This window comes from Cetobacterium sp. 2G large, assembly GCF_014250655.1.
In the GTDB taxonomy this organism is placed as follows: domain Bacteria; phylum Fusobacteriota; class Fusobacteriia; order Fusobacteriales; family Fusobacteriaceae; genus Cetobacterium_A; species Cetobacterium_A somerae.
Genome location: NZ_JACHTH010000005.1, coordinates 1,382,052 through 1,404,599 on the forward strand (window position 1 = coordinate 1,382,052; position 22,548 = coordinate 1,404,599).

22 protein-coding genes are annotated in these 22,548 nt (G+C 29.9%); 13 read left to right on the forward strand and 9 right to left on the reverse strand.

The window, feature by feature from the left end; translation table 11 throughout:
- The first annotated feature begins 3 nt into the window (after positions 1–3).
- The 3 genes from H5J23_RS09385 to citX are packed head-to-tail and all read left to right on the forward strand — an operon-like array spanning position 4 to position 2,906.
- Positions 4–522, forward strand: a complete 519-nt coding sequence (locus tag H5J23_RS09385; protein ID WP_023051016.1) for a hypothetical protein — start codon at positions 4–6, stop codon at positions 520–522.
- Positions 519–1,553 (forward strand): [citrate (pro-3S)-lyase] ligase, encoded by a 1,035-nt coding sequence (gene citC, locus H5J23_RS09390; protein ID WP_023051017.1) that lies wholly within the window; start codon positions 519–521, stop codon positions 1,551–1,553. Before H5J23_RS09385 ends, citC begins: the two co-directional genes overlap by 4 nt.
- Before the next feature lie 6 nt (positions 1,554–1,559).
- The gene (gene citX, locus H5J23_RS09395; RefSeq protein ID WP_255494368.1) at positions 1,560–2,906 is read left to right on the forward strand and encodes a citrate lyase holo-[acyl-carrier protein] synthase; all 1,347 of its coding nucleotides are present in this window, start codon (positions 1,560–1,562) and stop codon (positions 2,904–2,906) included.
- A gap of 45 nt (positions 2,907–2,951) precedes the next feature.
- On the opposite strand, the gene H5J23_RS09400 is transcribed toward citX, so the two are convergent.
- Positions 2,952–3,560 (reverse strand): CoA pyrophosphatase, encoded by a 609-nt coding sequence (locus H5J23_RS09400; protein WP_040407401.1) that lies wholly within the window; start codon positions 3,558–3,560, stop codon positions 2,952–2,954.
- Between the two features lie 151 nt (positions 3,561–3,711).
- On the opposite strand from H5J23_RS09400, the gene H5J23_RS09405 reads away from it, so the two are divergent.
- The 10 genes from H5J23_RS09405 (at position 3,712) to H5J23_RS09450 (ending at position 14,301) form a co-directional block, all read left to right on the forward strand.
- Positions 3,712–4,455 (forward strand): DeoR/GlpR family DNA-binding transcription regulator, encoded by a 744-nt coding sequence (locus tag H5J23_RS09405; RefSeq protein ID WP_023051020.1) that lies wholly within the window; start codon positions 3,712–3,714, stop codon positions 4,453–4,455.
- On the forward strand, positions 4,452–5,366 hold the full coding sequence (gene pfkB / locus H5J23_RS09410; protein ID WP_023051021.1) for a 1-phosphofructokinase: 915 nt from the start codon (positions 4,452–4,454) through the stop codon (positions 5,364–5,366). The genes H5J23_RS09405 and pfkB overlap by 4 nt, the downstream gene beginning before the upstream one ends.
- Positions 5,367–5,380: 14 nt before the next feature.
- The gene (locus H5J23_RS09415) at positions 5,381–7,237 is read left to right on the forward strand and encodes a fructose-specific PTS transporter subunit EIIC (RefSeq protein ID WP_185891881.1); all 1,857 of its coding nucleotides are present in this window, start codon (positions 5,381–5,383) and stop codon (positions 7,235–7,237) included.
- A gap of 136 nt (positions 7,238–7,373) precedes the next feature.
- Complete coding sequence (locus tag H5J23_RS09420) at positions 7,374–7,940, forward strand: glycerol-3-phosphate responsive antiterminator (RefSeq protein WP_023051023.1); 567 nt, start codon at positions 7,374–7,376, stop codon at positions 7,938–7,940.
- A gap of 109 nt (positions 7,941–8,049) precedes the next feature.
- The gene (locus H5J23_RS09425) at positions 8,050–8,805 is read left to right on the forward strand and encodes an MIP/aquaporin family protein (protein WP_023051024.1); all 756 of its coding nucleotides are present in this window, start codon (positions 8,050–8,052) and stop codon (positions 8,803–8,805) included.
- Between the two features lie 27 nt (positions 8,806–8,832).
- Complete coding sequence (glpK, locus tag H5J23_RS09430) at positions 8,833–10,326, forward strand: glycerol kinase GlpK (protein WP_023051025.1); 1,494 nt, start codon at positions 8,833–8,835, stop codon at positions 10,324–10,326.
- A 144-nt stretch (positions 10,327–10,470) separates the two neighbouring features.
- Positions 10,471–11,898 carry an NAD(P)/FAD-dependent oxidoreductase gene (locus H5J23_RS09435; RefSeq protein WP_023051026.1) on the forward strand — a complete coding sequence of 476 codons (1,428 nt, stop codon included), beginning with the start codon at positions 10,471–10,473 and terminating at the stop codon, positions 11,896–11,898.
- Positions 11,898–13,151 (forward strand): NAD(P)/FAD-dependent oxidoreductase, encoded by a 1,254-nt coding sequence (locus tag H5J23_RS09440; RefSeq protein ID WP_185891883.1) that lies wholly within the window; start codon positions 11,898–11,900, stop codon positions 13,149–13,151. Before H5J23_RS09435 ends, H5J23_RS09440 begins: the two co-directional genes overlap by 1 nt.
- A 2-nt stretch (positions 13,152–13,153) precedes the next feature.
- Complete coding sequence (locus tag H5J23_RS09445; protein ID WP_185891884.1) at positions 13,154–13,498, forward strand: DUF1667 domain-containing protein; 345 nt, start codon at positions 13,154–13,156, stop codon at positions 13,496–13,498.
- A gap of 47 nt (positions 13,499–13,545) precedes the next feature.
- The gene (locus H5J23_RS09450) at positions 13,546–14,301 is read left to right on the forward strand and encodes a tRNA1(Val) (adenine(37)-N6)-methyltransferase (protein WP_023051029.1); all 756 of its coding nucleotides are present in this window, start codon (positions 13,546–13,548) and stop codon (positions 14,299–14,301) included.
- A 14-nt stretch (positions 14,302–14,315) separates the two neighbouring features.
- Here H5J23_RS09450 and H5J23_RS09455 read toward each other — a convergent pair whose 3' ends face one another.
- From H5J23_RS09455 to H5J23_RS09490, 8 genes are all read right to left on the reverse strand, one after another.
- Entirely contained in the window at positions 14,316–14,771 is a 456-nt protein-coding gene (locus tag H5J23_RS09455) for a bifunctional precorrin-2 dehydrogenase/sirohydrochlorin ferrochelatase (RefSeq protein WP_185891885.1), read from the reverse strand.
- Entirely contained in the window at positions 14,761–16,068 is a 1,308-nt protein-coding gene (gene hemL / locus H5J23_RS09460; protein WP_023051031.1) for a glutamate-1-semialdehyde 2,1-aminomutase, read from the reverse strand. The genes H5J23_RS09455 and hemL overlap by 11 nt, the downstream gene beginning before the upstream one ends.
- A complete protein-coding gene (gene hemB, locus H5J23_RS09465) occupies positions 16,069–17,043 on the reverse strand; it encodes a porphobilinogen synthase (protein ID WP_023051032.1) in 975 nt (324 codons plus the stop codon).
- 1 nt (position 17,044) lies between these two features.
- Positions 17,045–18,520, reverse strand: a complete 1,476-nt coding sequence (cobA, locus tag H5J23_RS09470; protein ID WP_023051033.1) for a uroporphyrinogen-III C-methyltransferase — start codon at positions 18,518–18,520, stop codon at positions 17,045–17,047.
- Complete coding sequence (gene hemC, locus H5J23_RS09475) at positions 18,513–19,412, reverse strand: hydroxymethylbilane synthase (RefSeq protein WP_185891886.1); 900 nt, start codon at positions 19,410–19,412, stop codon at positions 18,513–18,515. The genes cobA and hemC overlap by 8 nt, the downstream gene beginning before the upstream one ends.
- On the reverse strand, positions 19,412–20,407 hold the full coding sequence (gene hemA, locus H5J23_RS09480) for a glutamyl-tRNA reductase (protein WP_185891887.1): 996 nt from the start codon (positions 20,405–20,407) through the stop codon (positions 19,412–19,414). Before hemA ends, hemC begins: the two co-directional genes overlap by 1 nt.
- A gap of 187 nt (positions 20,408–20,594) precedes the next feature.
- Positions 20,595–21,509, reverse strand: coding sequence for a hypothetical protein (locus tag H5J23_RS09485; protein WP_023051036.1), 915 nt, complete (start codon positions 21,507–21,509; stop codon positions 20,595–20,597).
- Positions 21,509–22,543, reverse strand: coding sequence for a rod shape-determining protein (locus H5J23_RS09490; RefSeq protein ID WP_023051037.1), 1,035 nt, complete (start codon positions 22,541–22,543; stop codon positions 21,509–21,511). The genes H5J23_RS09485 and H5J23_RS09490 overlap by 1 nt, the downstream gene beginning before the upstream one ends.
- Between the last annotated feature and the right edge of the window lie 5 nt (positions 22,544–22,548).

The window sequence follows — 22,548 nt, forward strand, 5'->3', positions numbered from 1 at the left end:
CTAATGTTAAAAAAATTTACAGCTATATCTTTTATTTTTTTCTTAACTGGATGTAATAATCTTTCAATACCAAATCCTATGGAAAACACTGAAAATACTGAGCGAATGACTACTTCTGTTGATTCTGAAAATGAAGTTATCGGTATTGGTTCAGCTAAAATTGCAAGTAGTGGTACATTAGTTGCAACTGGAAAAGCTGTTCGTGAAGCTAAAGAAAAATTAAAGTCTAAAATTTTATCTGAAGAAGAGATAGTTTTTAAATCTTTCTTAGTTCCTGCTGATCCTTATACTAAAAAAATATTATCTCCTGCTTTATCTGATTTAATGGATTATACTGCTACTCAACTTGTACAAAAATCAATTGAAAAAGATACTTGGATGGAAAATAATAAGGTTTATGTAGTATATAGCATTTCAAAAAATGAAATTTTATCTGAATCTCAAAATATATTTATTCAATATATTGATGATATAACAAGTAAATTCCAACTTATTAAAGAGGGGGTAACACAAACACAATGAATATAGAAACACTAAATTTAAATAGTAGCTATCAAAAAAATGAACTTAAGGAGTTTTTAAAAAAGTTTCAATTAAATTTTGATGAAACTATTGATTACTCTTTAGTTATTAGAAAAAATGAGGAAATTGTCGCAACAGCCTCTAAAAGTAAAAATATAATAAAATGCTTTGCCATAGATGATTCTTTAAGAGGAGAAGGAGTTACAAACACTCTTGTTACAACTCTTCTTAATAAATCTTTTGATCAAGGAATTTTTCATACTTTTGTTTTTACAAAACCTTCGAATGAAGATATTTTTAAAGGTGTTGGATTTAAACCAATTTCAAAAACTGATAAAGTAGCGCTTCTTGAAATTGGAATGAATTCTATTGATAAAACTATTGATAAAATGAAATCACAATTAGCTTGGGAAGAAAATAGCAATAATGGTCTTCTTATAATGAATTGCAATCCTTTCACTTTAGGTCATCAATTTCTTATTGAAACTGCTGCTAAAAAAATGGATAATATTTTAGTTTTAGTTGTTGAAGAGGATAAATCGTCTTTTCCATTTTCCGATAGAATTGCTCTAGTAAAAAAAGGAACAGAGCATTTAACAAATGTAACTATTTTACCTAGTACAGAATATGTTATATCTTCAGCTACATTTCCTAATTACTTTTTAAGAAAAGAAGACGATTCTTTAGTTGAATTTATGAAATTAGATACTAAAATAACTGCTGAACACTTTTGCAAAAAACTAAATATTTCAACTAGATTTGTTGGTGAAGAACCATTTTGTGAAGTAACTAAAAAATACAATGATACTATGATTGAAACTTTTAAGGAGTTTAATTTAAAAGTTTGTATTATTCCAAGAAAAGAGATGGAACATTGTGCTATAAGTGCCTCACAAGTTCGTGCTCTTTTAAAAGAGGACAAATTAAATGAAGTTAAAAATTTAGTTCCATATTCTACTTACGAATACTTAATTTCAGAAAAAGGGAAGGAGATTACAGAGAGAATTAAAAATTCTAACTCTGTTCACTAATTATAGATGTTTAATTTAGAAGAATTTTTATTAATGAGAGAAAAAAGAGTAGAGATTCAAAATAAAGTTATTGAAAATTTTAAAAATCCCATTTTAGTTTTGAGAGCTAACTATCCTGGAGAGGAAAAAAATAGTTTTGTTGCTAAATATATTGTTGAAATTATAAAGGATGAAATTCTAGAAATTTTCAATTCACAAATTATATATTCAAAAAAAATTGAATCTATCGAAGGGCCTACATATATATATTCAATTAATTATTCTGGTAAAAATATAAAAAAAATTGCTATGGAGATTGAAGAATCTCATATTTTAGGTCGATGTGTTGATATTGATGTTTTCGATAATAACGGTTATCCATTTTCTAGAAAAGACTTTGGTGGAGAAAAAAGACAATGTCTTCTTTGCAATGATATGGCCTTTGTTTGTGCTAGAACTAAAAAACATACCCAAAAAGATGTTCAAATAGCTATTGAAAAGAGACTAGAAGAATACTTAAATTCTGAGCGTAATAAAATTGAGATAACGGACACCTTCTCAAATCTAGCATTAAAATCAATTATCTTAGAAGTTTCTGCTTCACCATCTTTTGGATTAGTTTCACCTCATACTAACGGTTCTCATGAAGATATGGATTTTTTCACCTTTATTGACAGTGGATTTTCTTTAAATAGTTACTTTAAAAAAGTTGTAAATGCGGGGTATTCGCCTTTATCAGTTGATTTAATTTTTAAGAAAATAAGATTTATGGGAAAAGTTGCTGAAAATGATATGTTTTTAGCTACTCATAACGTTAATACACATAAGGGAATGATTTTCTTAATGGGTATTACTGCCGCTTTAAGTGCTAAAGCAAAGTATGAAAATTTATTATTTAATGATATCTCATCACTAATAAAAGATATGTGTCGAGATATTTTAAAAGACTTTAATGATATTCATAAAAAATCTTCTCTTACTCATGGAGAGAAATTATATATTAAACATGGCGTAGTTGGTGTAAGAGGAATTGTAAAAAATGGTTTAGATATTATTTTTAATAACTCCGTTGAAATTTTTGAAAAATCTTTAGTTTCTGGTGAGCATATTAACTCTGCAATGATTAGAACTCTTATATTTTTAATGAGTAATTTAGAAGATACAACCATTTTGCACAGACACGATATTGAAATTCTAAATTTTGTAAAACTTAAAGCTAAAGATTTACATTTAAAATTTGATAATAACTCTTTAGATATAAATTTATTAACTGAAATTGAAAAAGAATTTATAGAAAAAAGAATTAGTCCAGGTGGAGCTGCTGACCTTCTTGCGATTACAATGTTTCTATACTTTATAAAACCATATTTTTAAGTTTTTTAAAGAGACTATTTATAAAAATAGTCTCTTTTTATATACCTATAAATATTTTATAGCTTCTTTTATAATCTCTGCTGTTAATCCCCATATAACCTTATCTTCATAGATATAAATATAAACCTCTCTTGGAGAACTCTTCCAAGGTGTATGATACATTTTAGGTAAATTTAATTCCACTGCTGGAAATACAAATTTCTCCCCATTTTCATAATAATAAGGCTTAGTTTCTACTTCTAATTTTTCAATTCTTGGAGAATTTTTTTTAAAGAAATCAACAGGAACTAAAAAACATCCTTCAACTTCATCTTCGTTTATTTTTAATTTCTTTAATTTTTTCTCTTCTATAATGCCTAAAAAAGCTTCTACCATTATCCCTGATGGTATAACTAATGTTCCTATTTTTCCTTTAACATCGACTTCATCTATACCAATCTCTTCTTTACACTCTCTTAATGCCGCTTCTAAACTAGTTTCACCCATTTCTATTTTTCCACCTGGAAAAGATATATCTCCTCCTTGCCTTACTCCTCTAGCTCTTTTTTCAAATAAAAAATATTTCTTATCATTCTTTTCAATAACTAACGCTATCACAGCTGAATTAAAATATTTTTCCTTCCCAATTATTTTTTCTGTAAAATCTATATTCATTATAACTCCCTCCTCTAAATTTATTATAATCTTTATTTTATAAAAATCCTTCATTTTTTTATTTTTGATTGTTTTTGAAAGAATTTGAAAGAAAATGATTGATTTTTATTTTACACTATGATAATATACTTTCTATAAAGGATGTGATTTTATGTTGAATATAGAAAGAGAAAATTCTATTTTAGAACTTTTGAAACAAAAAGAGGTTATAAAAATCCAAGAAATCGTTGAATTTTTAAATATTTCAGAAGCTACTGCTCGAAGAGATTTAGCTTCTTTAGAAAAAAAAGAGCTTGTTAAAAGAGTTCACGGTGGAGCTATCTTAAATAACTCTTTAGATACTACAAAGGATTTTAACATCCAATACAGAAGAAATCTTAATAGAGTGGAAAAAGAAAAAATTGCAAAATATGCCGCAAGTTTCATTAAGAGAGATTCCTATATTTTCTTAGATGCTGGAACAACAACTCTTTGTATGATTAAGTATTTGAAAAATCTTAATATTAAAGTTGTAACAAACGGATTAAATTTAATAGATGAGTTAGAAAAATATGAAATTGAAAGTTATTTAATAGGCGGTAAAATTAAAAGTAAAACTAGTTGTACTGTTGGATTTTCAGCAGCTCAATATATAAAAACTTTTAATTTTCAATATGCTTTTATTGGTGTTAATGCTGTTACTTTAGATGGCTATAGCACACCTGACTTTGAAGAAGCTCTTATTAAAAGTGAAGCTATTAATAAAAGTACGGATACTTTTTTTCTTTGTGACCATTCAAAAATTGGAAAAAGTAGTTTTACTATTTTTTCTACTTTAGATAAAGGGACTTTAATTACAGATAAGCCACTTTCTAAAGAATATAAAAATATAGTAAAAGTGGAGGTAGTAAAATGATATACACGTTAACTTTAAATCCTGCTTTAGATTATTTTTTATCCTTTGATTCTTTTATCGAAGGAAATTTAAACACTCCTAAAGAAACGTATAAACTTCCTGGAGGAAAGGGGATCAATGTATCTAAAATTTTAAAAAATTTTAACACAGAATCAATTTGTTTAGGATTTATTGGTGGATTTACTGGAGAATTTATAAAAAATACTTTAAATCACGATGGTTTAAATACTAAGTTTTTTAATGTTGATGAAGATACTCGTATAAATATTAAAATAAATAATAATGGACTTGAAAGTGAAATTGCAGGCACTTCTCCTACAATTTCAAAAGAAAATCTTCAAGAGTTACTTAATTTTTTAAAAACTAATCTTAAAGCTAATGATATTTTAGCTCTATCTGGAAGTGTTCCATCTTCTTTACCTTCTAGTATATATGCTGATATTATTGAAAGCATTCCAAAGGATGTCAAAGTTATTTTAGATACTAGAGGTCTTCCTTTTGAAATTGCTTTAAAAAAAGGCGTATTTTTAATAAAACCAAACAAGGATGAAATCAATGAATTTTTTAACTCTAATTTTTCAACTACTGAAGAGTTAGTTGAAGCTGGTAAAAAATTACAAAAGATGGGAGCTAAAAACGTTTTAATCTCTTTAGGTTCTAAAGGATCTATTTTTATAACACAAAATGAAATTTTTATAAGTGGTGTTCCTAAAGGTACTCTTATTAGTTCAAATGGTTCTGGAGATTCAATGATTGGTGGATTTATATATGGTCTTAACAAATCTTTATCTTTAAAAGAGTGTTATGAGATTGGAATTGCTTCTGGAAGTGCTACTGCTTTTTCTAAAGGATTAGCAACTTTTAATACTATGACAAATTTATTAAAAGATATTAAAGTTATTAATTTATAAATGGGAGGAATATTATGTTAGATAAAATGTTAGTAAAAGATTGTATAAAATTAAATTTAAATGCTAAAAGTAAAATTGAAGTTATTGATGAACTTGTCGATGTTCTTTACAATGCTGGTAGACTTAATGATAAAGATGAATTTAGAAAAACTATTTTAAATAGAGAGGAGCAAAGTTCTACTGGTTTAGAAGAAGGTATTGCTATTCCTCACGGAAAATCATCATCTGTTAAAATTCCTACTGTTGCATTTGGACTTTCTAAAGAAGGAATTGATTATGATTCTTTAGATGGTGAGCCATCTAAATTATTTTTCATGATTGCTGCTCCCGCTGATGCTACTGATTCACATATTGAAACATTATCTCAACTGACATCTCTTTTATTAGATGATGATATTAGAGAACAGCTTTTAAAAGTAAAAACAGAGCAAGAAGTTCTAGATATTCTTTTAAAAGAGGATAATGTAGGAGAAGAACTTGTCCCGCCTAAAGAAGAGGATAATGATTATCAAGTACTTGCAGTAACTGCTTGTCCAACTGGAATTGCTCACACATATATGGCCGCTGAAGCTTTAAACAAAAAAGCTAAAGAGATGGGAATTAAAATCAAAGTAGAAACTAATGGATCTACAGGAGTTAAAAACCACCTTACGGATGAAGAGATTAAAAATGCAAAAGGAATTATAATTGCTGCTGATAAAAATGTTGAAATGGCTAGATTTAACGGAAAGCATGTTGAAATTGTTGGAGTTAAAGAGGGAATTAAAAGACCTCAAGAGTTAATTCAAAAAGCTTTAGATCAAACTGCACCAGTGTATTCAAATAAAGAAACAAAAACATCTTCTGGAACTAGTGAAAGAAAGGGATTCTATAAGCATTTAATGAGTGGGGTTTCTAATATGCTGCCATTCGTTGTTGGTGGAGGTATTTTAATTGCAATATCTTTCATATTCGGTATAAAGGCATCTGATCCTACTGATCCAAGTTTTAGTCCAATCGCTAAACTTTTAATGGATATTGGTGGTGGAAATGCTTTCTTCTTAATGGTTCCAGTTCTTGCAGGATTTATAGGAATGAGTATTGCAGATAGACCTGGATTTGCTCCCGCTATGGTTGGAGGTTTAATTTCTGCTAATAATGGTGGAGGTTTCCTTGGTGGTTTAGTTGGAGGTTTCCTTGGTGGTTATGTTATTCTATTCTTAAAAAAGGTATTCGCTAAACTTCCTGAAAAACTAGAAGGAATTAAGCCCGTTCTTTTATATCCTTTATTTGGAATTTTAATAACTGGTGTTCTTATGTATACTGTTGTTATATCTCCAGTTGCTGCTGTAAATGGTGGAATTACTAATTTCTTAAATTCTCTTGGTACTGGTAACCTTATCTTATTAGGAGCTATTGTTGGTGGTATGATGGCTATTGATATGGGAGGTCCTATCAATAAAGCCGCTTTTACATTTGGTATTGCTGCTATTGCTGCTGGAAACTATTATCCACATGCTGCTGTTATGGCTGGTGGTATGACTCCACCTTTAGGAATTGCTTTAGCAACTACTTTCTTTAAAAATAAATTCTCTAAAGAGGAAAGAGAAGCTGGTTTAACTAACTATATAATGGGAGCATCTTTTATTACTGAGGGAGCTATTCCTTTTGCTGCTGCTGATCCAATTAGAGTTATTCCTAGTTGTGTTATAGGTTCTGCTCTAGCTGGTGGTCTATCAATGGCATTTAAATGTCAATTGCCTGCACCTCACGGTGGATTATTTGTTTTACCTATTATTACAAATCCAATGATGTATCTATTATCTGTTGTTATTGGTGCTTTTGTAACATGTATTTTAATCGGTATAACTAAACCTGCTAAAAATATATAACTTATTGAGTTTAAAGGGGTTATTATAACCCCTTTTTTATTTTTTTGTCAAATTTAAAAAATTAACTGTTATTTAACTTGACATTTAAAATTAATATAGTATACTTAATATTGATAAGAGACAAAAGGAGATCAAAATGAACTCAAATTTTGAAAAGATTTTAATCAAAAATAACAAGATACTTGCTGTAAAGGACCTACAAACTTTAGAAAAAGCTCTTTTAAGCTCCTCTAAGATAATATTTCTTCTAAGTAGTGATATTTGCTCTATTGAAGAAACTACTCGTCTTATCAAAGCAAGTGGAAAACTATGCTTTATACACCTTGATATGATTCAAGGCTTAAATACTAAAGATAATTCTGCTATTGACTATTTGAAAGATAATACTTTTGCAGATGGAGTCATAACTACAAAATCTCAAGTAGCTAAATATGCACATAAAATTGGCTTTTTAGTTATTATGAGGTGTTTCTTAATAGACTCTTTATCTTTAACTACTACTGAAAAACTTTTTAATGAAACATATATCGATGCAATTGAAATTCTACCTGGAGTTATGCCTAAAATTATTGAACAAATTTCAAAGCAAAGCTCTATTCCAATTATTGCTGGTGGACTTATCTCCGATCATGAAGATGTCAATCTAGCTTTAAAAAGCGGAGCTGTAGCTATATCTACAACAAAACTAAATATTATAAATTAGTTTAGCTAGAGATATTAGAGAAGCTATTCAATTAAACAGAATTTCTTAAAATTCTCTTTTTTTGAATAGCTTTTTTTTAATATAAAAAAAATAAATATGGGAGGATATCATGAATGTTTTTGTAGCTGAGTTTATAGGTACTGCAATTCTTGTTTTACTTGGTAATGGTGTTGTTGCAAATGTGGTTTTAAACAAAAGTAAAGGAAACAACTCTGGATGGATTGTTATTACTACTGCTTGGGGTCTAGCTGTTATGACTGGAGCTTACTGCGTAGGATGGATTAGTGGTGCTCATCTTAACCCTGCTTTAACTATTGGATTTGCTGTTGCAGGTCTTTTCCCAGCTAACCTTGTTTTAGGTTATGTTGTTGCCCAAATTTTAGGAGCTATGTTTGGACAAATTTTTGTATATCTTACTTACAAAAGACATTATGACGAAACAACTGATACTGGAGCAATCTTAGGTTCTTTTTCTACAGGACCTGCTATTAGAGATTTAAAGTGGAACTTTGTAACAGAAGCTATCGGCACTTTTATGCTTGTTTTTGGACTATTAGCTATTGGTCATGTTAATAACCAAGCTTTCACTGCTACTTTACCAAATGGTGATATGGTTAGAGGATTTACTGGTATTTTAGGGCCGTTATTAGCTGGATTTTATGTATGGAGTTTAGGTTTAAGTTTAGGTGGGCCTACTGGTTATGCTATTAACCCTGCTAGAGACTTAGGACCTAGAATTATGCACGCTATTTTACCTATTGCCAATAAAGGAGATTCTGACTGGTCTTATGCTTGGGTACCTATTGCTGGTCCTATCGTAGGTGGTATTATCGGTGCTATTACTTTTGCAGCTCTTTTCAATTAAAATATAATAACTTAGGGAGGATTTTCTATGAAGTATATAATCGCATTAGACCAAGGAACAACTAGCTCAAGAGCTATAATTTTTGATGAACAACAAAATATTGTGGCAAGTGCACAAAAAGAATTTAGACAAATCTATCCAAAAGAGGGATGGGTTGAGCATGATCCTATGGAAATTTGGGCTAGTCAAAGTGGTGTTTTAGCTGAAGCTATTGCACAATCTGGTGTTTCTCAACATGATGTTATTGGTATAGGAATTACCAACCAAAGAGAAACTACTATTGTTTGGAATAAGCTAACTGGAAAACCTGTTTACAATGCAATTGTATGGCAGTGTAGAAGAACTGCTCATATTTGTGATGATTTAAAAGCTAGAGGATTAGCTGATTATATAAGAGATAATACAGGTCTTGTTGTAGATGCCTATTTCTCAGGAACTAAAATAAAATGGATTTTAGATAATGTTGAGGGCGCTAGAGAACAAGCTGAAAGAGGAGAGTTATTATTTGGTACTGTTGATACATGGTTAATTTGGAAATTAACTAATGGAAAATCTCATGCTACAGATTACACAAATGCTTCTAGAACTATGATTTATAATATTAAAGATCTTTGTTGGGATGAAAAACTTTTAAAAGAGTTAGATATTCCTAAATCTATGCTTCCTGAAGTTAAAGATTCAAGTGGAACATTTGGATATGCTAATCTTGGTGGAAAAGGTGGACATAGAGTTCCTATCTGTGGTGTTGCTGGAGATCAACAAGCTGCTCTATTTGGACAAGCTTGCTTTGAAAAAGGAGAAGCTAAAAATACTTATGGAACTGGTTGCTTTATGCTTATGAATACAGGAAGTAGAATGTACCAAAGTAAAAATGGTCTTTTAACTACTATAGCTATTGGATTAGATGGAAAAGTTGAATATGCTCTTGAAGGAAGTATCTTTGTTGCTGGTGCTGCTGTTCAATGGCTAAGAGATGAATTAAAGTTAATTACAGATTCTAAAGATACAGAATATTTTGCTAGTAAAGTTAAAGATAATGGTGGGGTTTACTTTGTTCCTGCATTTGTTGGTTTAGGAACTCCTCACTGGGATATGTACGCTAGAGGTGCTATTGTTGGACTAACTAGAGGTGCTAATAAAAATCATATTATTAGAGCAACTTTAGAATCTATTGCTTATCAAACTAGAGATGTTCTTGAAGCTATGCAAGAGGACTCTGGAATTGAATTAAAAGCTTTAAAAGTTGATGGTGGAGCATCTGCTAACAACTTCTTAATGCAATTCCAATCTGATATTGTGGGTAAAGAGGTTCACAGACCTTCTACTGTTGAAACAACAGCTTTAGGAGCAGCATATCTTGCTGGTCTTGCAGTTGGTTTCTGGAATGATAAAAATGAGATTAAACAAAATTGGTGTCTTGAAAAAACATTCGTTCCTACCATGACTGAAGAAGATAGAGATTTAAAACATAGCAAATGGAAAAGAGCTGTTGAAAGATCTTTAAATTGGGAGCTTGACTAATTTTAAAAAAAGTAGTATATTTAGATTAGATAAAAATTAAATATTAGCAATAGAGATGAAGAGAGCTAAAAAGGTATTGGTGATTGTTATATCATCACCTTTTTCTGCTCTCTTTTTTGCTATTAAAAACTAGGAGGGTATTTTATGTATGATATTTTAATCATTGGTGCTGGTATTATTGGAACTGGTATCGCTAGAGAGCTTTCTAAATACAAATTAAAAGTTGCAGTTTTAGAAAAAGATACTGATGTAGCTAATGAAACTACTAAAGCTAACAGTGCAATTGTTCATGGAGGATACGACGCTAAAGAAGGTTCTCTTATGGCTAAATTAAATGTTTTAGGTAACTCTTTATATGAAGATTTATGCAATGAACTTTCTGTTCCTTTTAAACGTAATGGTTCCCTTGTATTAGCATTTAATGATGAAGAGGTTGAACATCTTAATGTACTTTACAACAGAGGTATCATAAATAAAGTTCCTGGCTTAGCTATTATCAACCAAGAGAAACTAAGAGAAATCGAACCAAATGTTGATGAAAAAGCTATTGCTGCACTACACTGCGCTTCTGCTGGAATTGTTTCACCTTGGGAGTTTGCTGAAGCCCTTATGGATAATGCTGTTGAAAATGGTGTTGAATTATTTTTAAATACAGAAGTTGAAAATATTGAAAAAACAGATGACATTTTTCATATATATACAAACACAGGAGTTTTCCATGGAAAATATGTAATTAATTGTACTGGAGTTCACGCTGATATTATTCATAAAATGATTGCACCTGAATCATTTAAAATATTACCAAGAAAAGGAGAATATTTTGTCTTAGATAAAAATCAAGGAAAAAGAGTAAATCAAACTGTTTTTCAATGTCCTTCTAAACTTGGAAAAGGAATACTTGTAACTCCAACAGTTCATGGAAATTTACTTGTTGGTCCTGATGCTCAAGATATTGATAACAGATACGATGTTTCTACAGCTACTGATAGACTTGAGTATATTAAATTTAAAGGAAGTCACTCTATAAAAGATATTAACTTTAGAGAAAATATTAGAACGTTTGCTGGAATTAGAGCAGAATCAGATAGAGGCGATTTTATTGTTGAAGAATCATCTATTAAAGGCTTCTTTGATATTGCAGGAATAAAATCACCTGGATTATCTGCTGCACCTGCCATTGCTTTAGCAGCTATTGATTTATTGAAAGATAGTGGTGCTCATCTTATAAAAAAAGAGGATTTTGTTACACCTAGAAAGCATACTCTTTTCATGCATCTTTCACCTGAAGAAAAGGCTAAAAAAATTAAAGAGGATAATAGATTTGGTAGAATAATTTGTAGATGTGAAATGATTACTGAAGGTGAGATTGTTGAAGCAATTCATAGACCTGTTAAGGCTACAACAATGGACGCAGTTAAAAGAAGATGTAGACCTGGCTCTGGTAGATGTCAAGGTGGTTTCTGTGGACCTAGAGTTCAAGAAATTATTGCTAGAGAGTTAAATAAAAATATTAAAGACGTTATCTTAGATAAAGCTAATTCTTATATTCTAATAGAGGAGTTGAAAAAATAATGAGATATGATGTTGTTGTTATAGGTGGAGGTCCTGCTGGTCTTGCTGCTGCTAAATCAGCTTATGAAAATGGTGCTAAAAATATCGTTATTTTAGAAAGAGATAAAGAGCTAGGTGGTATTTTACAACAATGTATCCACAATGGTTTTGGACTTCATAGATTCAAAGAGGAGTTAACTGGTCCTGAATATGCTCAGAAATATATTGAATTTGTTAAACAATACCCTATTGATATTAAACTAGAAACTATGGTTTTAAATATCTCTAAAGATAGAGTTGTTTCTATGATTAATCCTATAGATGGATATCAAGAGATTGAGGCTGGGTCTGTAATTTTAGCTATGGGATGTAGAGAAAGAACTAGGGGAGCTATTGCTATTCCTGGTGAAAGACCTTCTGGAATATTTACAGCTGGTGCTGCTCAAAGATATATAAATATGGAAGGGTATATGGTAGGAAAAAAAGCTTTAATTCTAGGAAGTGGAGATATCGGTCTTATTATGGCTAGAAGAATGACTTTAGAAGGTGCGAAAGTAGAAGCTGTAGTAGAGTTAATGCCATTTTCTGGTGGATTAAATAGAAATATCGTTCAATGTCTTGATGATTTTAATATTCCATTACTTCTATCTCACACTGTTGTTGATATTAAAGGAAAAGACAGACTCGAAAAAGTGGTTATTGCAAAAGTCGACGAAAATAGAAAACCTATCCCTGGTACTGAAGTTGAATATGAGTGTGACACACTTCTTTTATCAGTTGGACTTATTCCTGAAAATGATTTATCTAAGGAAGCTGGTGTTATTTTAGATAATAGAACTAATGGTCCTATTGTTAATAACTCAATGGAAACAAGTATTCCTGGTGTTTTTGCTTGTGGAAATGTAGTTCATGTTCATGATCTCGTAGATTTCGTTAGTGAAGAGGGCGAAAGAGCAGGAAAATTTGCAGCTTGCTATATAGCCGAAGAAAATTGTAAATTAGAAAATGTTTCTAATATAAAAAATGGTAACGGTATTGTTTATACTGTTCCTCAAGTTATTAATTTAGATAATCTACAAAACAAATTAGAAATTTTCATGAGAGTAAATAATATATATAAAAATAAAAAAATCGTAGTTAGAGAAGGGGATAATATTATTGCTAGCTTCAAAAGAGCTCACCTAGCTCCAGGGGAGATGGAAAAAGTTCTTCTTCCTGAGGTACTATTAAAAAGAATTTCTAAAGATATTGTTATTGAGCTACAGGAGGTATAGTAATGAAAGAGATGATATGTATTTTATGCCCTATGGGATGCCATTTAAATATAGATATTGAAAATGATTATAAAGTTACTGGGAACTCATGTCCTAAAGGAGCAGTTTATGGTAAAGAGGAGCTCATTGCTCCTAAAAGAGTTGTTACTTCTATCGTTAGAGTAAGTGGAGGAATTCATCATATGGTTCCTGTTAAAACAGATAAACCTATCCCAAAAGAATTAGTTTTCCAATGTATGGAACTTTTAAAAGATATTAAAATCCAATCACCACAAAAAATTGGAACAGTTGTTTTAAATAATATTTTAGGAACTGATGCTAATATAGTTTTAACTAGAGATATCTAGACTTGAATTTTGTATCTTTTTTGTTATAATAACTTTGGAGGTACAAAATGACACTTAATGAAAACGAAGTTATAAATAATTTATTAAATAAAAATTTAAAAATAATTCAAAGACCTGATTATTTTAATTTTTCTTTAGATTCACTTTTAATATCTAACTTTATATCTCTAACAAGAGGTACAAACAAAATACTAGATTTAGGAACTGGAAATGGAGCGATACCTCTTTTCCTATCTCAAAGAACCAAAGCTAAAATTACTGGTATTGAAATTCAAGAAATTTCTGCTAATTTAGCAAAGAGAAATGTTGAACTAAACAACTTACAAGAACAAATAAGAATTATTCATGATGATATGAAAAATTGGAAAAAACATTTTGAAAACGGTTCTCAAGATGTTGTTATAACAAATCCACCATTCTTCAAATTTCATGGAAATGAGAATCAATTAAATAATTTAGATCAACTTACTTTAGCTCGTCATGAGATAACTATTGATTTAGAGGAGCTTATCGGGGTAGCTTCTAAACTTTTAAAAGATAAAGGATATTTTGCAATGGTTCATAGACCTGACCGATTTTTAGAGATTGTTGATGCTATGAGAAAATATGGTATCTCACCTAAAAGAGTTCAATTTTGTCATTCAAAACTTGATAAACCTGCTAAAATTCTTTTAATCGAAGGAATTAGAAACGGTAAAGATTCTTTAACTATTCTTCCACCTTTTATATCTCACGATATGGATGGTAAATATTCAAAAGAGGTTTTAGATCTTTTCCAAGATTTAAAAATAGAAAAAGACTAGAAACACAAATGTTTCTAGTCTTTTCTATTTTTAAGATACCCTATTAATTCTTTTTTTAATTTAACAGATTCTCTAGGATTTCCTTTTGCTGAAATTGCAATCTGATAGTCATCACTATCTATATGAGCAGTAAATCTAGCAGACATATATACTTTTGATGTTATATTATTTACAAGTATATTATTATCCTCACATAAATCAACTATCATTTCATTTAACTTCTCATCATTAGTTGCTGCGACAACTAAGAATTTATCTTTTATATCTCCAGCTTTAAAATCTCTTTTTTCAATCTCCACATCTAACTCTAAGATTTCAGGAAGTATAAATGGAGCTATTACAATAACTCTAGCACCATAATCTACAAGACTTTTTATCTTTCTTGCAGCTATGTTCCCCCCTCCTACAACTAAACAACTTTTATTAGTTAAATCTATAAATAGCGGAAAAAAAGATTTTTTACTTTCCATTAGTTTCACCAATTTTTTTAAATGCCATATCTATAACCTCTAAAGTTCTATCTAAATCCTCTTTAGTATGAGCTACTGATACGAAATGTGCCTCATATTTTGAAGGTGGTGCAACTACACCATTGTCTAGTAATGTATTAAAATATATTGAATAATGTGTTGTATTAGAGTTTATAACATGCTCTAAATCTGTTATCTCATCTAAATCACTAAAGAATATTGTAAATAAAGAACCTAATTTATTTATTTTAATAGGTACATCATATTTTTTTGCAATTTTCTCTATTGAATCAGTCATATATATAACTTTTTCCTCTAACTCTTTATATAGAGTTTCTCTATTTTCCAATAGGTGACTTACCATTTCAAATCCTGCTCTAACAGCAACAGGATTTCCAGATAGAGTTCCTGCATGATAAACTCTTCCAACAGGTGCAATCATATCCATAATCTCTTTTTTTCCACCAAAAGCTCCTACAGGATAACCTCCACCTATTATTTTACCTAAAGTTGTTATATCTGGAGTTATTCCATAATACTCTTGAGCTCCTCCTAAAGCAACTCTAAATCCAGATATTACCTCATCAAATATCAAAAGAGTTCCTGTCTCATCACATATATCTCTCATAGCTTGTAAAAATTCTTTCGAGCTATTTATAAGTCCCATATTAGCCGGTACTGGCTCCATTATTAAACACGCAACTTCTTTAGTTTCCAAAATCTCTTTAACTTTTTGAATATTACCAAAAGGAGCAACTAATGTATCTTTTAATACTCCCTCTGTTATTCCGTTACTATCTTGATATCCATCTGTTAATAATCCTGATCCAGAACTAACTAATAGTGAATCTGAATGTCCATGATAACATCCTTCAAATTTTAATATTTTATTTCTATTTGTAAAGGCTCTTGCAACTCTAACTGCTGCCATAGTTGCTTCAGTTCCAGAAGTTGTAAATCTTATCATATCCATTGATGGATAACACTTACATACTAATTCAGCCAATTCAACTTCCATTTTAGTTGGTAGTCCAAACGAACTTCCTAACTCTATAGCTTCTCTAACACCTTTTAAAACTCTTTCATTATTATGCCCTAAAATAAGTGGACCCCATGAACAAATATAATCAATATATTCATTCCCATCTTCATCGTATATCTTTGATCCTTTTCCTCTATTTACAAAAATTGGATATGTTTTATCAACTGATTTAAAAGCTCTAACAGGACTATTTACTCCTCCTGGTATAATCTTCACAGCTTTTTCATATATCTTCTCTGAATTACTATATCTCACTTAATTTACACCTCTTTTTAACCATTTTGCTATATCTTTAGCATGGTATGTTATTATAATATCTGCTCCAGCTCTTCTCATAGCATACATGTTTTCCATAACTATTTTTTCTTCATCTATCCAGCCATTTTCTGCTGCTGCTTTTACCATAGAATATTCACCACTTACATTATAAATAGCAACTGGATTTGATATAGCATCTGCTACTCCCTTAACTACATCTAAATAAGGCATTCCAGGTTTTACCATTATTATATCAGCACCCTCTAAAATATCATTTTCAACTTCTATTAAATAATCTTTAGAATTTCTAAAATCCATTTGATATGTCTTTCTATCTCCAAACGCTGGAGCTGAATCAGCTGCATCTCTAAATGGTCCATAATAAGCTGATGCATATTTTACACTATATGCCATAATTGGTAAATTTATAAATCCATTTTCATCTAATATCTCTCTTATAGCTTTTATTCTACCATCCATCATATCTGATGGTGCCACCATATCTGCCCCTGCTTTAGCATGAGAAAGAGCTACTTTTTGTAAAAGTTTTAAAGTCTCATCATTTAGTAACTCCTCTCCTCTTAAGATTCCACAATGTCCATGAGATGTATATTCACATAAACACACATCTGTAACAACTAAAAATTCTGGAAATTTAGATTTGATAAATCTTATCGCCTCTTGAACTATCCCTTTATCATTGTATCCTTCACTTCCTACTGGATCTTTCTTTTTAGGAATTCCAAATAAAAGCAATGATTTTATTCCTAAATCTTTTAATTCTACTAGTTCCTCTTCTAGTCTATCTATTGATATTCTATACTGCCCCTTCATCGATGGAATTTCAACTTTTATATTTTCTCCCTCTTCTATGAATAGTGGATAGATTAGATTATCTAAAGTAAAATCTATATTTTTCACTAAATTTCTCATAACTTGAGAACTTCTTAGTCTTCTAGTTCTATTAAACATATTATTTCTCTCCTATTACTGCAATTACTCCATCAACATCAAAAACTTTTGCTTCTAAAGCCACGTTATATCCTAATTCATTTAAAGTTTTTGTAGTAACTGGTCCTATTGACACAATCTTTTTATCCTCTAATAATTTTAAATCTCCTTGGATACTCTCATTAAATGCTTCAACTGTTGATGAACTTAAAAAAGTTATATACTCTATTTCATTTAATACATTCTCTACTTCATCTTTAGAATAGATATGTTTTCCAGTCTTGTACACTACTAATTTTTCAAATTTTCTATTATATTCCTCACTCCATTTTTCACAATTAGCAGGAGAGATATCTGAAGTTATAAATAACACCTTATCATTTTCTTTTGTATAATTTTGTACTTCTTTTGCTAACTCTGTTCCCATATATTTCTCTGGAATAAAATCTGGTATTATTTTATATTCTCTTAATAGCTCATCTGTTTTAGCTCCAACAACACCAATTTTTAGATGACCTAAAGATCTTATATCCTTTATGTTTTCCATAAAGTACTTCACCCCATTTGGAGAGTTAAACAAAAGAGCACTATAATTTTTTAAATCTTTTTCATCAAAATTATAAGCATTTTCTATTTTTATAAAAGGTAGCTCTCTTACAGTAGCTCCTTGTATTCTTAATTTTTCACTAAACTCTTGTGATTGATTAGTGTCTCTTGTCACTAACACTTTTTTTCCAGAAAGAGGTTGATTTTCAAACCATTTAAAAGTTTCTCTCATGTTTACAACATCACCAATTATTGTTATAGCAGGTGGAACAATCTTTTCAGATTTAGCTCTTTCTACAATATCTTCTAAAGTTCCAACAGTTACTCTTTGGTTTTCACTTGTTCCCTTTTCTATTACTGCTACTGGAGTTTTAGGATTTTTACCATTTTTTATTAAATCACCTGTTATTAAATCTAGGTTTTTAATCCCCATTAAAAATACTAAAGTTCCATCTAATTTAGCTATAGTCGAAAAATCATGCCATTCTCCATTTTCCATTGTATGTCCTGTAAATACATGGAATGATCTTGCTAGTCCTCTATGTGTAACTGGAATTCCTGCATACTCTGGTACAGCTATTGAAGAGCTTATTCCAGGTATAATTTCAAAAGGAATAGAGTATTTAACTATTTCCTCTATCTCTTCTCCACCTCTTCCAAAAACAAAAGGATCTCCACCTTTTACCCTTGCTACAACTTTTCCCTCTAAAGCCTTTTTAGCCAGCGTTTTATTTATTTCATCCTGAATTACTCCACCTTCAGTATTTCCTTTACCTAAATATATCATTTCTGCATCTGCTTTAGCTAACTTCAACACTTTCGGGTCTATCAATCTATCATATACTACGCAGTCAGCTTCCTCTATGCATCTCTTTCCTTTCAAAGTTAAAAGATCTATATTTCCACAACCTGCTCCTATTATGTAAACTTTCCCCATTTTATTATTAACCATTTATTTTCTCCCTTATTTTTGCAGCTAATTTGTGTGCTATCTCTTTTCCTAACACTTCATCTTCTAACACTTCTGCTTTATACATAATATCATCTTGGCAGTACACACCTCTTAAAAAAATCTTACCATCAAATTTTTCCCCTGTACATCCCATCGGTGTATGACATCCTCCATCAAATATCTTAGAAAACTCTCTTTCTATCTCTACAATTTTTTCTATTTCTGGATTATGAATAGATTTTAAGATATTTTTTACAAACTCATCGTTTTCTCTACATTGAATATGAAGTGCTCCTTGAGCTGGAGCTGGCATCATTAAATCATAATCTAACTCTTCAGTTATTCTATCTCTTAATCCAACTCTTTTTAATCCTGCTGCTGCTAAAAGAATAGCATCATACTGACCTTCATCTAGTTTTCTAAGTCTTGTATGAATATTTCCTCTTAATTGTTTTATCTCTAAATCTGGTCTTAAGGTTTTTAATCCCATAGTTCTTCTCAATGAACTAGTTCCTACAATAGCTCCTTCTGGAAGCTCTAATAACTTTTTTCCACTTCTTGATACAATAACATCCCTATTATCTTCTCTATCAGGAGTTGCTCCACAAATTAAACCTGGTGGAGAAACTATTGGCATATCTTTCATTGAATGAACTGCTAAATCTACAGTTCCGTCTAACAATTCGTGTTCAATCTCTTTTGTAAAAAAGCTTTTTAAAGATTTATCACTATTATTCCAGTTACTAACTAAATCTTTATCTCCACTTGTTACTATAACCTTTATTTCAAATTTTAACTCTGGAAAATTCTTCTCTAATCTTCCTTTTATCATTTCACTCTGAGCTAAAGCTAATATGCTTCCTCTACTTCCTATTACGATTTTTTCTTTCATTATGCTATCCCTTCTTTGTATTCAAACCATTTTTTTAAGTTTATCATCTGTTCACCAAGCATATATTCATATTTAGTTAATAAATTTTCCCTATTTTCTAAATTTTCATAATACACTCCCCAAACATCATCTATATTGTATAAATTTATGTTTTTTAATTCATTAAGCTCTTCTTCAATATCTCTAGGAACTGCTAAATCTAAAAATACATACTCTTTATTTTTATTTAATAAAGGTTGTATCTCTTCTTTTTTTATAATTGCATGAGGAGCTGAAGTTGCTGATATTATTACATCACTTTTTGCAACTTCTTCCAATTTATTTTCAAAACTTATCACATCTGCATTATAAATATTACTAACCTCTAAAGCTTTATGATAACTTCTATTTGTTATAGTTAAGCTTTTGTATTCCTCTTTTGTTATAAGCTCCATTATATCTCTTGCTAAATCTCCTACTCCTAAAATAAGAATTTTCTTATCTTTTAATTCTGAAACTCTATTCTTGATAAATTTTAAAGATATTGCTTCTAAAGATAAAGCATTATGACATATTTTGCTTTTATTTCTAAATTTTTTTCCCAACTCTATTGCTTTATTAAAAATAACATTAATATTAGAGCTTGATATTTTATTTTCCATACTTGCTAATTGAGCTTTTTTTATTTGAGCTAAAATTTGATCCTCACCTTTTATAACAGATTCAAAACCACAAGTAACTCTAAAAAGATAGTTTACAGCATCATGCCCTTGCTTTATAAAAATATCTTTTAATCCTATATCTTTTTGAAAATCTGCCACTGAATAGTTTTTATCTAAATCTAAGTAGTATTCTACTCTCAAGCAGGTTGACAAGTTAACATAACCCACAATCTTTTTCTCTTTAAATAATCTTTCAACTACAGAAGTGGGGTCATTTTGTATAAAATTCTCTCTTTGACATAAATCCAAATTTTTATGACTTATTCCAAAAACAATAAAATGTTTAAAATACATCTAGATTCCTTCTCTCCACGATTTATTGATTACATATATATATTATAATACTTTTTTTTAATATTTTTAAGCCTATTTTCGAAAAAATTATATTATTTTTGAATGAAAAAGCTATAAATCATCAAAAAATATTATAACGTACATATAAATAATATAAATGAAAGAGAGTGATTTTGTAATCACTCTCTTAAACATTTGTATAAAAAGTTACTAGTAAATTTTTTAAGTTTATAGAGCTTCTCCCTATATTTTTTAATTCTAATAGTTTTTCTAAATTTTTACTTCTATTTCCTATAAGAGAAATTGTATAATTTATGATTTCTTTTATTAACTCTCTATCTGAAGTATTCAAAAGAATTTCATCCACAAAATATAACTTATCATTTAATGTTAAATAGTCTTTTGTATTTAGAAAATCTCTTATAGATTTATATATCTCTACTTTATACTGAAACTCTTTTGTATCTGTCCAATTTTTTATATTATGTCCAATTCTTTCAAAAGAACTACCCTCATTTAAATCTATTTCACTATTTTTATAATCTTCTATCTCTTTTGATTTTCCTAAAAAAAATCTATACTCCTCTTGAGTTACTCCAATCTCTTCTGCGCTCTCCTGAAGAATATTTAATAAAATCGATCTAGATTTTATTGTTGGAAGAACATTTAATCCCGTAGAAGTTAATATAAAAAAACTTCCACTATTAGGTTCTTCTATTAATTTTAATAATGCATTTGCTGATTCTTTTCTTAACCTTTCAACATCTCTTATTATATAAACTTTTTTCTTTCCTTCGTAAGATGTTGTTGAATCTCTATAAGCTAACTCTCTAATTTTTTCAATTTTAATACCTGTTATATCATCTAAAATTTCTAAATCTCCATGAGTTTCACTCTCTATTCTTATACAACTTTCACAAACTCCACAAAAATCATCTGTATAATTAATACAGTTTAAACTTTTAGCAAAAGCCTTTGCAAACTTTTTTAAAAGATCTCTATCAACTCCGTAAAAAAGGTATGTTCCTGCTTCTCTTTTAAAATTAAGTTCTTTTTTTAAAAAATCAATAGCTTTTTCATTGGAATTTAAATCTTTAAACATTATCTTTCAGCCTTTTCAATCTTTCTTAAAATAGATATTTGATCAAGAGCCATTCCAGCTCCTTTAACTACACTCTCAAGAGGGGAGTCTGCTAATCTTACGTTTAGTGAAGTATGTTTTGAAATTAATTCTGGGAAGTTTCTAATTAAAGAACCCCCTCCTGCCATAACTATTCCTCTATCTATTATATCTGCTGCTAATTCTGGTGGAGTTTTTTCTAAAACATCTTTTACACAAGTTACAATCTCCATTAGTGAATCCATAATAGCTTCTCTAATCTCTTCTGATCCAACAGTAACAGACTTAGGTAGCCCAGTTATCAAGTCTCTTCCTTTTATTGTCATTGTTTCCTCTTCTGTTAAAGGAATAGCTGTTCCTATTTGCATTTTTATACTTTCAGCTGTTTTATCTCCTATTAATAAAGTATGTGTTTTTTTAATATACTTTATTATATCCATATCAAAATTATTTCCAGCTGTTCTTATCGTTTTACTTACAACTGTTCCACCTAGTGATATTACTGCAACGTCTGTCGAACCTCCACCAATATCAACTATCATATTTCCTTCTGGTGCTGATATATCAATTCCAGATCCTAGCGCAGCTGCTCTTGCCTCTTCTATTAAGTAAGCCTTTTTAGCTCCAGCTGAAAGAGTAGCTTCTAATACCGCTCTTTTCTCTACTCCAGTTACATCAATTGGAACACAAATCATAACTTCAGGCATAAACAGTGAGTATTTTCCAAATACCTTTTTTATAAAATACTTTATCATAGCTTCTGTTATATCGTAATCAGCTATTACTCCTTCACTTAAAGGTTTTACTGCAACTATCGAATCTGGTGTTTTTCCTAGCATATCTTTAGCTTCGTTTCCAACAGCTAAAACTTTTCTACTTTCTCTTTCCACTGCTACAACAGATGGTTCATTTAATATTATTTTTCCATGTTTTTTACTATATACTAATGTATTTGCTGTCCCTAAATCAATCCCAATACTTCTACTAAATCCAGGTAGTTTCAATTTGAATCCCACTTACT

Excerpts from the sequence above, each read along its gene's own strand:
- H5J23_RS09385 (WP_023051016.1), top strand. The coding sequence starts at position 4 with ATGTTAAAAAAATTTACAGCTATATCTTTTATTTTTTTCTTAACTGGA.
- citC (WP_023051017.1), top strand. The coding sequence starts at position 519 with ATGAATATAGAAACACTAAATTTAAATAGTAGCTATCAAAAAAATGAA.
- citX (WP_255494368.1), top strand. The coding sequence starts at position 1,560 with ATGTTTAATTTAGAAGAATTTTTATTAATGAGAGAAAAAAGAGTAGAG.
- H5J23_RS09400 (WP_040407401.1), bottom strand. The coding sequence starts at position 3,560 with ATGAATATAGATTTTACAGAAAAAATAATTGGGAAGGAAAAATATTTT.
- H5J23_RS09405 (WP_023051020.1), top strand. The coding sequence starts at position 3,712 with ATGTTGAATATAGAAAGAGAAAATTCTATTTTAGAACTTTTGAAACAA.
- pfkB (WP_023051021.1), top strand. The coding sequence starts at position 4,452 with ATGATATACACGTTAACTTTAAATCCTGCTTTAGATTATTTTTTATCC.
- H5J23_RS09415 (WP_185891881.1), top strand. The coding sequence starts at position 5,381 with ATGTTAGATAAAATGTTAGTAAAAGATTGTATAAAATTAAATTTAAAT.
- H5J23_RS09420 (WP_023051023.1), top strand. The coding sequence starts at position 7,374 with ATGAACTCAAATTTTGAAAAGATTTTAATCAAAAATAACAAGATACTT.
- H5J23_RS09425 (WP_023051024.1), top strand. The coding sequence starts at position 8,050 with ATGAATGTTTTTGTAGCTGAGTTTATAGGTACTGCAATTCTTGTTTTA.
- glpK (WP_023051025.1), top strand. The coding sequence starts at position 8,833 with ATGAAGTATATAATCGCATTAGACCAAGGAACAACTAGCTCAAGAGCT.
- H5J23_RS09435 (WP_023051026.1), top strand. The coding sequence starts at position 10,471 with ATGTATGATATTTTAATCATTGGTGCTGGTATTATTGGAACTGGTATC.
- H5J23_RS09440 (WP_185891883.1), top strand. The coding sequence starts at position 11,898 with ATGAGATATGATGTTGTTGTTATAGGTGGAGGTCCTGCTGGTCTTGCT.
- H5J23_RS09445 (WP_185891884.1), top strand. The coding sequence starts at position 13,154 with ATGAAAGAGATGATATGTATTTTATGCCCTATGGGATGCCATTTAAAT.
- H5J23_RS09450 (WP_023051029.1), top strand. The coding sequence starts at position 13,546 with ATGACACTTAATGAAAACGAAGTTATAAATAATTTATTAAATAAAAAT.
- H5J23_RS09455 (WP_185891885.1), bottom strand. The coding sequence starts at position 14,771 with ATGGAAAGTAAAAAATCTTTTTTTCCGCTATTTATAGATTTAACTAAT.
- hemB (WP_023051032.1), bottom strand. The coding sequence starts at position 17,043 with ATGTTTAATAGAACTAGAAGACTAAGAAGTTCTCAAGTTATGAGAAAT.
- cobA (WP_023051033.1), bottom strand. The coding sequence starts at position 18,520 with ATGGTTAATAATAAAATGGGGAAAGTTTACATAATAGGAGCAGGTTGT.
- hemC (WP_185891886.1), bottom strand. The coding sequence starts at position 19,412 with ATGAAAGAAAAAATCGTAATAGGAAGTAGAGGAAGCATATTAGCTTTA.
- hemA (WP_185891887.1), bottom strand. The coding sequence starts at position 20,407 with ATGTATTTTAAACATTTTATTGTTTTTGGAATAAGTCATAAAAATTTG.
- H5J23_RS09485 (WP_023051036.1), bottom strand. The coding sequence starts at position 21,509 with ATGTTTAAAGATTTAAATTCCAATGAAAAAGCTATTGATTTTTTAAAA.